A 12,488-nucleotide genomic window follows, 5' to 3' on the forward strand; every position below is an offset into this window, starting at 1 on the left:
TTCTTAGTTTACAAGTGGACTTTGTCAATTTTTGTCAGCAATCTTCGATTCTTGTGCCCACCACTGCTGAAATAGTTGTTGCTTAAATGATGGGTATAACTCTTGAGTTAAACTCAACTGTTGAATGCGATCCATTCTAAAATGTCGAAAATCTTGTCTTAGTTCACACCATGCGGCCAACAAAATTTTGTCATTAAAATATCCCAAGGCAAAAGGCCACAAAGTTCGAACACTACTTCGTTGCTGCTCATCGTGATAATGCAACGAAATTTTGACTTGCTGCCGGATGGCTAAACGTACCTGTTCAACGCAATTTTCATCCACAGGCAGCCATGTGTTAAAAGCTCTTAGGGTGGTTTGTTGTAATAAATATTGGCGATGTTCAGGCAAAACCGAATTTAATTTAGCTAAGATCGATGTAGATGCCGATTGTAAAGATTGATCTGGCACACTCTTCAACCAATACAATGCCAGAAAAATAGCTTCAACTTCATTTTCATTGAGTGTCATTGGCGGCAATACAATATCTTCTTTGAGCTGAAACCCAAGACCTGCTGAAGCATCAATTCTTACACCTTGCTCACGTAAGCTATCAATATCTCGATAGACACTTCGAACGCTAATTTCTAGGCGCTCAGCCAAGACTTGCGCTGTGATTGGGTAACGAGCTTCACGGAGCTGCTGTAAAAGATTTAATAGGCGAATTGAACGGCTCATTTTTCTCTTCTTATTGTTTTGTTATTTAACTTAGATAAAGAGGGAACGTCTTCCCTCTTTAAATTATTTTAAATTAAGCGACATTTACAGTAGGTAACTGAGCATATTCTCTTAAAAAGCTGTGAAGCTCTGCTACATCTTTAGCAATCGTTAAAGGTTGAAACTTTTGCAGAACTTCAACCGAATGCACGCCATAACCTACTCCGATACGCGGCATCCCCAAACGCTGTGCCATATCAAGATCATAGCTGCTGTCACCAATCATGACCGCTTGCTCAACACTCACTCCCGTTACAGTCAAAATCTCTTGTAACATCAATGGGTCTGGTTTTGAACGTGTTTCGTTGGCTGCCCGAGTTACATCAAAAAGATGAGTACTTTGTGTTTTTGCGATTACACGGTCTAACCCACGACGGTTTTTACCCGTCGCGACTGCAAGTTTTAAACCTTGGGCTTTTAAGTCATGTAATAGCTCAGCAATACCGTCAAACCATGCATCATTCGTAGAATTAGCAATATAGTGATCGCCATATGCTTTTAAGATCGAGTCATGCAACTCTGGTGCTTCTGGAAATAAGGTCTGCATAACCTCTGGCAAGCCTAGCCCAATAATACTTTTGGCTGCCTCATCACTTAGAGGTAATTCATGTTGCTCTGCGGCATGTTGTAAGCTCGCAACAATCTGGCCAACAGAGTTATATAAAGTTCCATCCCAGTCAAAAATAACTAATTCGGTTTTCAGACTCATTTTGCTACTCTCAAAGCCTTTAATAACTGGGTCATATCTTCTGGTAACGGCGCTTCAATGGGTGGATAACCCGGAATATCTAAACGCATCGCGTGTAAACATAAACGTCGTGCCTGCGGACCTGCGTACTCAGTGGTGTGTCCATATTTATCATCACCTACCAAAGGATGTCCAATACTTAAACCATGTACACGGATCTGATGAGTACGGCCTGACAAAGGTGAGGCATGGACCAAAGTAGCATTTTTAAAGCGCTCAGCAACCACCCATTCCGTTTTACTCGGTTTACCTTCTTTAGAGACACGTACACGACGCTCGCCATTGGCTAACTCGTAACGAAATAAAGGAGCATCAATAAGTTGTTTATCGAGACTCACCTGACCTTTTACAATTGCCGCATAAGTCTTACGAATTTTGTGCTCACGCAACATATCTTGTAGCAGCTTTAAAGTACTACGTTTCTTGCTAATCATGACCAGACCAGAAGTGTCACGGTCAATACGGTGAATCAGTTCTAAGTATTTCTTACCTGTCGCTGCGCGTAAAGCCTCAATCAAACCATACGCCACACCACTACCACCATGTACAGCAATACCTGATGGTTTATTTATGACTATCAGCCCTTCATCTTCATAGACCACACGGCTGAGTAGGCTTTGTGCTACACTGTCACTCACAGGAGCGGCTGTTTCATCTTTTTGTTCATAGCGAATAGGTGCTACACGAATCTGATCTCCAATCTCTAATTTGGTCTCAGCTTTAATACGTTTTTTATTTACTCGAACCTGACCTTCACGAATCAAACGATAAATACGACTCTTAGGTACACCCTTTAAACGCGAAAACAGGAAATTATCAATTCGCTGTCCTGCTTGATGTTCATCCACCTCAAACCAAGTGACACTTTGCCATTGCTGTGTAGAATTCATACTAATATTTAAACCTGAAATTTTGCTAAATTTGATTAATAAATGACCGATTAGCTTAGTTTTTTCACAAGAAATCTAAGCTTAGCCCATAGGCAGATGCTGCAAGGTTTGATATAGTCAGCGCACGGATACCGCCGTAAGTGAACATCTAATAGGGAATTTCCCTGATTGAAACCTCAATCAAAATGATGCTTTCATCACCAGCTCGGATTGGTCCTAAAGAATTATGCCGACGCCGAAGGCTTATTATATCGGCAAAATGACAAACTGTTGCGTTTAATTCAGTTTGTTCAAAAAAATATGTTACCAACTCTAGTTGGTTATGGAACGTAAACTGATACACATCAGACAAATCGCTCCTTAATGTTGCCTTCAGGCTAAAGCGTTGATGCATTGGAACTGCCGAAAGCACCGATACGATGAGCATTCCGTATCAAACTTCCAAAAAGAAGTCACTTCGCGCCCAATGACAGTGAAAGTCATTAACCAATGCACCGCTCACCCGCCAGTGAAGCACTAAGGAAGTCTGATTTAAAGGTTGAAGCAGTATTGCCTACATCACAGACGAGAATCGAAGCTAAGGCTAAATGTAGCCGGTAACAGATGACTCAGACCACAAATATTTTGAGATCTGGGAAATGATCCGTCATGTTCGATGTTCGTTCAGAACCTTTAAGTTTGTGCGATATGTTTGTGTGGGTCACTATTAGGTGTCACACCCATGAAACGTATGTTGATTAATGCAACTCACGCAGAAGAAGTCCGCGTTGCACTTATCACTGGTAATCGTCTTTACGATTTTGATTTAGAGAATCGTACCCGAGAACAGAAAAAATCCAATATCTATAAAGGCCATGTAACCCGCGTAGAACCATCTTTAGAAGCTGTTTTTGTTGAATACGGCGCAGGCCGTCAAGGCTTCTTGTCTATGCGCGAAATTGCTAACAGTTATTTCCAAGCAGACCCACGACAAACTTCAAACATTCGTGAACTTATCACTGAAGGTACTGAATTACTTGTTCAAGTCGAAAAAGAAGAACGTGGCAATAAAGGCGCTGCCCTTTCTACCTTTATTTCACTTGCAGGACGTTATTTGGTTCTTATGCCGAACAACCCGAAAGGCGGCGGTATTAGTCGTCAAATTTCAGGTTCTGTACGTGAAGAATTAAAAGAAATTTTAGCTTCTTTAAATTTACCGCGTGGTATGAGCGTTATTGTACGTACCGCTGGTATTGGCCGTACCCAAGAAGAACTACAGTTAGACTTACAGCATTTGCTTGACCTTTGGGCTCAAATCCAAGGTACAGCGAGCTCTGGTCCTTCTCCAATGCTGGTTCATCAAGAAGCTGGTGTTGTTACTCGTGCTATCCGCGATTATTTACGTGATGATGTTGCAGAAATTTTAATTGATAGCGAACAGGCTTATAACGAAGCTTATAACTTTGTTAAAGCAGTGATGCCTCGTCAATTAGATAAACTTAAAACTTATACTTTAAACGAGCCATTGTTTGCTCATTTTGGTATTGAAAGCCAAATTCAAACTGCTTATGAGCGTGAAGTAAAACTTCCTTCTGGCGGTTCAATCGTGATTGACCAGACTGAAGCTTTAGTTTCAATCGATATTAACTCTGCGAAATCGACTCGTGGACATGACGTTGAAGAAACTGCGCTGAATACGAACTTAGAAGCGGCAGAAGAAATTGCTCGCCAACTTCGTCTTCGTGACATTGGTGGTTTAGTTGTAATCGACTTCATCGATATGACTAAAGAGCGCAACCAACGCATGGTTGAAGCAAAACTTCGTGAAGCAACACAAAGCGATCGTGCACGTATTCAGTTTGGCCAACTCTCTCGTTTTGGCTTAATGGAAATGAGCCGTCAACGTTTACGTCCATCTCTTGAAGAAGCAACAGGTTATGTGTGCCCTCGCTGTCATGGTACAGGCATGGTTCGTGACTTACGCTCACTTTCACTTTCTATTATGCGTAAAGTAGAAGAGATCGCGCTTCGTGAACGTCATGGTGAAGTACAAGTAGAAGTACCTGTTGAAATTGCAGCGTTTTTGCTCAATGAAAAACGTCATAGCCTTGTTTATTTAGAACAAACTTCTAGTGTTCGTGTGACTGTTTTACCTCACCCACACTTAGAAACACCTCACTACGAAATTCAGTACAATCCAGATGGATTTGCACCATCTAGCTACGAACGTACTGAAGCAACTCGTTCAAGTGAAAAAGAGTTAGGTTATGAATCTTCTGAATGGCATTTAGAAGAAGCTGATCATGGCCATACTCATGCAGCCCCTGCTACCAACAACGCAGCTAACCAAAAGAAAGTAAATCAAGCAGCTCAACCTGCTGTTGCTCAGGCAAGCGCTCAAAAAGCAGCAAGCCCATGTGCATGGTTAGAAAATCTTTTTGTTCAAAAACAAGCTCAAACAGTTGATCAATCTCGCTCAGCACAAAATGCTGCTGCCGCAATTGAACAAATGGTGAATACAGGCGCTGTTAGCCGTGGACAGTTTGGCCAAGTTACAGCACCAGTAGTTGCTGAAGTTACTTCGGCTCCATCTAACAATGCTTATATTTCTCAATCTCCTGTTAAACAGGAAGCACGTGAGAATGTTGAGAAAGACGATAAAGTACAACAGCAGCGTCCAAACAACAAAAAACGTAAGCACAAAGAGCAACGTGAACAACATCAACACCACCACAATCAAGAACCACAGCAACAACAGGTTCATGAAGAGGTTGTACAGTTATCACGCCAAGAGCAACGTGAATTAAAACGTCAACAAAAGCGTCAACAACAAGATCAGCCACATGCCCAACATCAAAATGATGGTCAACAAGCTGAGCATGCTGTACCACGTCGTGACCGTAATAATCAACAACGTCCAAACCGCCCGAATCGCCACCGCGATCCAAGCGTATTAAATGAAAATCAAAATACGCAGGCACCAGCAGTTGTTGATGAAAAACAAATTAAGGTTGATTTGATTGATGCTCCACAGCATGAAGTCATGAATACAGCCTTAGTCATCAATGTTGATCAAGCACAAAGCGAAATTATTGCTTTAACGCCTGAGCAACCTCTTGAACGTACTGAAAAAGCACCTGTTGTTGAAGCTGCTCAAGAATCAGCTCCAGCACCTGTTGCTGCTGTGGAAGAGACAGTAACTGCTGAAGCAGAAGCTCCTCAACCAAAGGCTGAGAAAACTCAACCGCAAATTCAGCGTGCAAGTAATGATCCTCGTATGCGTCGCCGTGAACAACGCAATGCAAAACGTGCTAAAGCTACTGCACCATCAATTGCCCCATCGCAAATTCCGACGTTGGCGCAATATACAATTGGTAGCTTGATTCGTCATGTTTACGGTGAAGACTGCACAGTACTGATTGAACAGTTTGGTTTAGTTCCAACATTTAATCGTGCATTGCAGAAATTTGCCGAGCAATACGCAAGTACTCTAGTGACTGAAGTCGCAGCTGAAGCTGAAGACAAAAAGCCTGTTACTCGTGATGCTGAGCTTCCAAGCAACAAGCCTTCACAAGAAGCAGAACCTGCACCAGTACTTCCGTTGACGCCACCAAAAGAGGCAACACCGCGTGTTGCTAATGATCCGCGTGAACGCCGTCGTTTAGCGAAACTTGCAGCTGAACAAGCTTTTGAGCAAGTTAAACAACAACATTCTGCACCAGAAGAAACTGCACCTGTAGTTGAGACTGTAGAAGAAACCGTTGTTGTTCCTACTGCTGAAACACAAGCACCTGTTGAGTCAAAACAGCAACCGCTTGAGCTTGATCAGGAAACTGAAGTAGCAGCTAGCGTAGAAGAAACACCAGCGACAACTGTAGTTGAAGAAGCTCCAGTTGCAAAGCAGCCAAAAGCTACAAAAACCAAAGTAGCTACAGAACAAGCTGTAGAACCAACTGAAGCTGCTGCCGAGAGTGAATCAGAAGATTCTAAAGCTGATAAGGACAAACCAAGTCGTCCTCGTCGCCCTCGTGGCCGTCCACCGAAGAAAGCAAATCCTGTAGCTGAGTAAATCATTTGCTCAATTGCAGCTAATTTAAACAAACCTAGTCATTTCGATGACTAGGTTTTTTTTGTTATTTTTAACCAATTAGGTTGATTGCACTAGAAGAAAAGTTTTAAAAGCATGGTGAACCATGAAAAATACTGTACTTTTGCCAACGCAACCTTTTTTGGATTGATCGAAAAATAAATAGGATTGATATGAGCCAGACAACACAGACCGATATCATTACGCTTGGGGATGTTGCCACCAGACTTCCTAGCTTTATTCCCAAAGTACCCCATATCCTGAATGGTCTTAAACAGGCTTATTTAAGAACAGCAAACACACCAACTGGATTAGGTGTAGCTTTTGAGAAAGCTGTTAAGCGAAATCCGAAAGGTATTGCTTTATTATTTGAAGATCAAAGTTACTCATACGAAGCTTTAAATGAATGGGCTAATCAGATTTCTCACTATTATTTATCTCTCGGCGCACGTAAAGGTGATGTGATTGCCGTAATGGTTGAGAACCGTTCTGAGCTTATTGCCACTATTGTGGGCTTAGCTAAAATTGGGGTAACTATTGCGCTTGTAAATACATCTCAAGTCGGTAAAGTCCTCTCTCATAGCATCAATCTTGTAAAGCCAATTGCAGTCATTGCTGGCGAAGAAGTCCGTGCTGCAATTGATGAAATTCGTCAAGACTTAAACGTTCCTAAAGATCGCTTCCATTGGTTTGCAGATCAGGCAACGCGTCAAGATGGGGGAACTGCACCTCAAGGTTATGCCAATCTTGCACTAGAAATTGATCAATTTCCGAAATTCAATCCATCAACCACACATTCTGTTCATGGAAATGATGGCCTGTTTTATATTTATACTTCGGGCACAACGGGCTTACCAAAAGCAGTTATTTTTAAACATAGCCGCTGGACACTTGCCTATGGTACTTACGGCCACATTCTAAACCTTGGTCCAGATGATGTAATGTACGTCACTTTGCCGTTGTACCATGCAACAGGCGTGGTTGTTTGCTGGTGTGGTGTGATTGCAGGAAGCTCGACCCTTGCAATTCGCCGCAAATATTCAACCAGTGCATTCTGGAAAGATGTACAGAAGTTTAATGCGTCTGCAATCGGCTACGTAGGTGAACTTTGCCGTTACTTGATGGATGCTCCGGCTACAGAGCTTGACCGTGCTCACCGTGTAACCAAAATGATTGGTAACGGCATGCGTCCAAACATCTGGGATAAATTCAAACAACGTTTTGGCGTTCAAGAAGTTCTAGAGCTTTATGCTTCAAGTGAAGGTAATGTCGGTTTTAGTAATATTTTCAACTTTGACAATACGGTAGGCTTCTCCCCTATGCCGTATGCAGTCATTCAATTTGATAAAGAAAAGAATGAGCCTGTACGCGATAAAAATGGCTGGTGTAAAAAAGTTAAAGCAGGTGAAGTCGGTTTATTGGTAGGCAAAATTACCAGTCGCTCCCCATTTGACGGCTATACCGACCCAGAAAAGAATAAATCTGTGATTATGCAAGATGTCTTTAAAAAAGGTGACTCATATTTCAATACAGGTGATCTTGTTCGTAATATTGGTTTCCGTCATGCCCAGTTTGTTGACCGTCTAGGCGATACCTTCCGCTGGAAAGGCGAAAATGTATCTACTACCGAAGTTGAAAACATGGTGTGTGAATATGACAAGATCGCTGAGGCTGTGGTTTATGGTGTAGAAATTCCAAATACTAATGGTCGTGCAGGTATGGCAGCAATCACACTTGCTGATGGTGCTGAGTTAAATGACACTGATTTAACAGAAATGGTGACTGTATTTAAAAAATGCTTACCTGCTTATGCAGTACCAGTGTTTTTACGTATACAAGCTAAAGTTGAAACAACAGGTACTTTTAAGTACCAAAAGAATAAATTGAAGGAAGATGCGTTTAATCCAAGCAAAACTTCTGAACGTTTACTCGCTTTATTACCTGGTGAAAGCAGTTACTGTGACATCACAACTGAAATTTTTGACAACATTCAGGCATATAAATACCGTTTTTAGTTCATTTTTTAGCTAAACAAGAGGAAATCGTGCTTTTTATAGGCAATCATGCAAATGTTTTTCAATTTCCTCTTGTGTTAGTTGAATAACTTGCTAAAATACGCGACATCAAAACGATACAGTGTTTAGAAGTATTACTTCTCTCTGAGTCAATACGAGTTTGATTGCTTAAGAAAATCATAGATTTTCTCTTGCACTCAGGTAAAACGTTGTTTTACTTAATTCTCGCTCAGGGTCGTTAGCTCAGTTGGTAGAGCAGCGGACTTTTAATCCGTTGGTCCCGCGTTCGAGTCGCGGACGACCCACCACTTATCTGTTTTGAACCTATTTGGGTCGTTAGCTCAGTTGGTAGAGCAGCGGACTTTTAATCCGTTGGTCCCGCGTTCGAGTCGCGGACGACCCACCAAATTCTAAAAAGCCTCTCACTGCGAGAGGCTTTTTTTATTGTTAATGTATTTTAGTTTTATGACTAAAAGATGACGATGCATTTCTTATATAGAACATCTTTAACCCATTCCATAAAGATTTCCAAACGCTTAGGAATATAACTTCGGTTTGGATACAAAATATTGAGTGGAAGAGATGGGGACGTATAAGTGCTTAATACTTCAACTAAAGTTCCTTGCTCAATTTTATCTTGTACATCGAAGTAAGGTAGTTGAATAATCCCCAAACCTGCACTGGCCGCTGCAATATAGGCTTCGGTATTATTTACACTTAAAGCACTATCCATCATCACAGCTCCATTTTGATAGAAGAATCCCCCTTGTTTCTCACCAACGGGACCTGTGTAATTAATCAATTTATGCTGAGATAGATCTGCTAATTGTTCAGGGATGCCATACTGTTCTAAATAGTCAGCACTTGCACAATTCACCATAATCAAGTTACCAACAAACTTCGCAATTAAACTACTGTTATCTAACTGCCCTACCCGAACAACACAATCAATTCCTTTCTCAATTAAATCAGTAATGTCATCAGAACTATGAAGTTGTAAATGGATATCCGGATAGCGCCTATAAAAATCGGGAAGTTCAGGAATAATCACTTGGTGTACGATTCGGCTGGGCATTGAAATTTTTAGCGTGCCACGATAATGCTGCTTTTGTGCCTGTATAAGCTGTTCGAGCTGTTCATAATCAAATAATAGATTTTGGCATTCGGGTAATATTCGTTGTCCATCTTGGGTAAGGCTGACTTTACGCGTAGTTCGATGGAATAAACGTACCCCATAGTGAGTTTCCAATTGTTGAATTGCACTCGTCACTGTCGAACGAGGTAAATCAAGCTGATTTGCCACTTCACTAAAGCTTTGTCGTTTAGCGACTTCTGTAAAAATAAAAAATTGCTGCAACCGATCCATTTAATTGTTCGTATTCTATGAATAGTTAAACCAAACTAGCATAATTGATCAAAAATTACCGCCAATCTAGACTAAAAACACATTAAAACAAGTCATCATAGGAACAACCATCATGGCAACTCATACCTTAAAAGATAAAGTTGTACTGATTACAGGCGGCGCAAAAAACTTAGGTGGACTGATTAGCCGTAAATTTGCAGAACAAGGCGCAAAAATCGCGATTCACTACAATAGCACTGAAACTCAAGCAGATGCTGAACAGACGCTCGCAGATGTAAGAGCATTCGGTGTAGATGCTGTTTTAATTCAAGCAGACTTAACGGATATTGATAATATCGAAAAACTCTTCTTAGACACTAAACAACATTTTGGTGGAATAGATATTGCGATCAATACAGTTGGAAAGGTTTTAAAAAAATCATTTTTAGAAACCACCGAACAAGAGTTTGATAGCATGAGCGATATCAACTCAAAAATTGCCTATTTCTTTATTCAATCAGCGGGTCGTCACCTAAATAACGGCGGCAAGATCTGCTCAATCGTGACTTCCCTTCTAGCAGCCTACACTGGACTCTATTCAACCTATGAGGGTTTAAAAGCACCTGTTGAGCATTACACCCGTGCTGCATCAAAAGAATTTGGTGATCGTCAGATTTCCGTGACTGCTGTTGCACCAGGTCCAATGGACACACCATTCTTTTATGGCCAGGAGTCTGCCGAAGCGGTCGCTTACCATAAATCAGCTTCAGCTTTAGGGGGACTCACTAAAATTGAAGATATTGAACCTCTAGTTCGCTTTTTAGTAACCGAAGGTTGGTGGATTACCGGTCAGACGATTTTTGCAAATGGCGGCTACACCACCCGCTAAAGTCAAAAAAGCCGCATCTCATCGTGCGGCTTTTTAGCTTGTTTCTTTACAAGAACTCTTCTAGTACCGAGTTTAAGAAAATATGCCCCTGCTCTGTACAAGCTAAACGAGAATGATCATCTACCAATAACCCTCTAGCTCGCAATGAAGTGAGTACCTCATTTAAGTGATCTAAGCTTAAGCCTGTACGCTGCTCATATAACTCGGCTTTTACACCATCATTTAGACGCAAAGCATTCATCATAAATTCAAAAGGTAACTCTTCTACCTCAATCTTTTTCATTTGCAAATGTTCGGCTGGAACCTTAGCCAAATAGTCTTTTGGCAAACGAGTCTTTTGGAAACGGTACACCCCATCTGGTTGTGTCACTTTGCCATGTGCCCCTGCACCAATCGCAAGGTAATCACCAAATTCCCAATAATTTAAATTATGGGCTGAAGGCTGCTCTTTACGCCAAGCCGATACTTCATAGTTTACAAAACCATTGGCTTTTAGATAAGCCTCACCCTGCTCTTGAATGTCTTCTAGCACTTCGTCTTGAGGCAAAACAGGTTGAGTACGAAAGAACACCGTGTTCGGCTCGATAGTAAGTTGATACCAACTGATATGGCTCGCACCATGCTCTACAGCAACCTTTAAATCATAAAGCGCTTGTTCTAGCGTTTGCTCAGGTAGGCCATGCATTAAATCGACATTCACTCGCTTAAAGCCTGCTTGTCGTGCCTGCCCAATTGCATCCATAGCATTGTTGGCTGAATGAATACGTCCAAGCTTTTGCAAGTGCTCTGTATTAAAAGTCTGCACACCAATCGACAAACGATTAATACCTGCTTCTAAATAGCCTGCAAACAGGTCATGTTCTAGTGTTCCAGGGTTTGCCTCTAGTGTGATTTCACATCCATCTTCAAATTTGAGCAATGACTTAAGCTGATCAAAGAGCCATGCATAACCTTTTGCAGAAATGAGTGAAGGCGTTCCACCACCAATAAATACACTGTGAATTGAACGTCCCTGTGCCATATCGACTTGAGTTTCAAAGTCAGCCACCAATGCTTTTAAATAGGTTTGCTCAAGCTCTGACGAAAGTGCTCCATCTGGTACAGCGTGCGAGTTAAAGTCGCAATATGGACATTTACGCACGCACCAAGGCATATGAATATATAAAGATAGAGGAATAGAAGCAGGGTTTAATACGGCCAAGGAGCAGGTCCAATTTACACAATATTTCTATTTTAACATGACTGCATCAATGGGCTTATGAAAACATACCTTAATTGCTTTAGACTGTTTTTAAACATACTTAAATATTGATAAAAATGATGAAATTCTCTAGTCAACTTTTCCTGATCTTACCTCTAGCTATGGGAATCGGTGTTGCCATGGCTTTTCAAACTGCTATTAATGCACAACTGCGCGAGCAACTACACTCACCCTTGCAGGCAGCTTTATTATCATTTTTCATAGGTACTATTGTTTTAGCAGTTATGGTTTTCTTTCAAAGTGCCGAGAAACCCTCTTTAAGTGAAATATCCAATATTCCATGGCTTCTTTGGACAGGAGGATTCCTAGGGGTTTATGCAATTAGCATGAGCATTTATACTGCACCTAAGCTTGGTTTTTTAACCTTTACAGGACTAGTCGTTTTTGGGCAAATTGTTATTTCTATGCTACTTGATCATTTTGGCTGGTTAGGTACAGAAAAGACTCCTGTTACATGGCAACGGTTTCTTGGTGGAGTCATCATCTTTGTCGGTGTGATACTCACCTTGCAACGTTAG

The 12,488-nt window shown here is 41.3% G+C and carries 9 protein-coding genes and 2 tRNA genes; 6 read left to right on the forward strand and 5 right to left on the reverse strand.

Going from position 1 to position 12,488, the window contains the following annotated elements; all coding sequences use genetic code 11:
- Positions 1–24 precede the first annotated feature (24 nt).
- From AWW73_RS10335 to AWW73_RS10345, 3 genes are all read right to left on the reverse strand, one after another.
- A complete protein-coding gene (locus AWW73_RS10335; protein WP_062849587.1) occupies positions 25–717 on the reverse strand; it encodes a helix-turn-helix transcriptional regulator in 693 nt (230 codons plus the stop codon).
- Positions 718–790: 73 nt separating this feature from the next.
- On the reverse strand, positions 791–1,465 hold the full coding sequence (locus tag AWW73_RS10340; protein ID WP_062849588.1) for an HAD-IA family hydrolase: 675 nt from the start codon (positions 1,463–1,465) through the stop codon (positions 791–793).
- Entirely contained in the window at positions 1,462–2,394 is a 933-nt protein-coding gene (locus AWW73_RS10345) for an RluA family pseudouridine synthase (RefSeq protein ID WP_062849589.1), read from the reverse strand. The genes AWW73_RS10340 and AWW73_RS10345 overlap by 4 nt, the downstream gene beginning before the upstream one ends.
- A 721-nt stretch (positions 2,395–3,115) precedes the next feature.
- On the opposite strand from AWW73_RS10345, the gene AWW73_RS10350 reads away from it, so the two are divergent.
- The 4 genes from AWW73_RS10350 to AWW73_RS10365 all read left to right on the forward strand — a co-directional run bounded on the left by AWW73_RS10350 (position 3,116) and on the right by AWW73_RS10365 (position 8,881).
- Complete coding sequence (locus AWW73_RS10350) at positions 3,116–6,442, forward strand: Rne/Rng family ribonuclease (RefSeq protein WP_062849590.1); 3,327 nt, start codon at positions 3,116–3,118, stop codon at positions 6,440–6,442.
- Between the two features lie 191 nt (positions 6,443–6,633).
- Entirely contained in the window at positions 6,634–8,475 is a 1,842-nt protein-coding gene (locus tag AWW73_RS10355) for a long-chain-acyl-CoA synthetase (RefSeq protein ID WP_062849591.1), read from the forward strand.
- A gap of 232 nt (positions 8,476–8,707) precedes the next feature.
- Positions 8,708–8,783, forward strand: a tRNA-Lys gene (locus AWW73_RS10360).
- Between the two features lie 22 nt (positions 8,784–8,805).
- Positions 8,806–8,881, forward strand: a tRNA-Lys gene (locus AWW73_RS10365).
- Positions 8,882–8,944: 63 nt separating this feature from the next.
- Here the strand turns inward: AWW73_RS10365 and AWW73_RS10370 are convergent.
- Positions 8,945–9,841, reverse strand: a complete 897-nt coding sequence (locus AWW73_RS10370) for a LysR family transcriptional regulator (protein WP_061874213.1) — start codon at positions 9,839–9,841, stop codon at positions 8,945–8,947.
- A 112-nt stretch (positions 9,842–9,953) separates the two neighbouring features.
- Here AWW73_RS10370 and AWW73_RS10375 point away from each other — a divergent pair, with 112 nt between their 5' ends.
- The gene (locus tag AWW73_RS10375; RefSeq protein WP_062849592.1) at positions 9,954–10,709 is read left to right on the forward strand and encodes an SDR family oxidoreductase; all 756 of its coding nucleotides are present in this window, start codon (positions 9,954–9,956) and stop codon (positions 10,707–10,709) included.
- A gap of 46 nt (positions 10,710–10,755) precedes the next feature.
- On the opposite strand, the gene hemW is transcribed toward AWW73_RS10375, so the two are convergent.
- Positions 10,756–11,910 (reverse strand): radical SAM family heme chaperone HemW, encoded by a 1,155-nt coding sequence (gene hemW, locus AWW73_RS10380; RefSeq protein ID WP_016144219.1) that lies wholly within the window; start codon positions 11,908–11,910, stop codon positions 10,756–10,758.
- A 116-nt stretch (positions 11,911–12,026) separates the two neighbouring features.
- Here hemW and AWW73_RS10385 point away from each other — a divergent pair, with 116 nt between their 5' ends.
- Positions 12,027–12,488 (forward strand): DMT family transporter, encoded by a 462-nt coding sequence (locus tag AWW73_RS10385; protein ID WP_016144218.1) that lies wholly within the window; start codon positions 12,027–12,029, stop codon positions 12,486–12,488.

Origin of the sequence: Acinetobacter lactucae, assembly GCF_001605885.1 — a bacterium.
GTDB classification, from domain to species: domain Bacteria; phylum Pseudomonadota; class Gammaproteobacteria; order Pseudomonadales; family Moraxellaceae; genus Acinetobacter; species Acinetobacter lactucae.

Coding starts and splice junctions, on each gene's coding strand:
- AWW73_RS10350 (WP_062849590.1), top strand. CDS start 3,116: ATGAAACGTATGTTGATTAATGCAACTCACGCAGAAGAAGTCCGCGTT.
- AWW73_RS10385 (WP_016144218.1), top strand. CDS start 12,027: ATGATGAAATTCTCTAGTCAACTTTTCCTGATCTTACCTCTAGCTATG.
- AWW73_RS10340 (WP_062849588.1), bottom strand. CDS start 1,465: ATGAGTCTGAAAACCGAATTAGTTATTTTTGACTGGGATGGAACTTTA.
- AWW73_RS10335 (WP_062849587.1), bottom strand. CDS start 717: ATGAGCCGTTCAATTCGCCTATTAAATCTTTTACAGCAGCTCCGTGAA.
- AWW73_RS10375 (WP_062849592.1), top strand. CDS start 9,954: ATGGCAACTCATACCTTAAAAGATAAAGTTGTACTGATTACAGGCGGC.
- AWW73_RS10370 (WP_061874213.1), bottom strand. CDS start 9,841: ATGGATCGGTTGCAGCAATTTTTTATTTTTACAGAAGTCGCTAAACGA.
- AWW73_RS10355 (WP_062849591.1), top strand. CDS start 6,634: ATGAGCCAGACAACACAGACCGATATCATTACGCTTGGGGATGTTGCC.
- AWW73_RS10345 (WP_062849589.1), bottom strand. CDS start 2,394: ATGAATTCTACACAGCAATGGCAAAGTGTCACTTGGTTTGAGGTGGAT.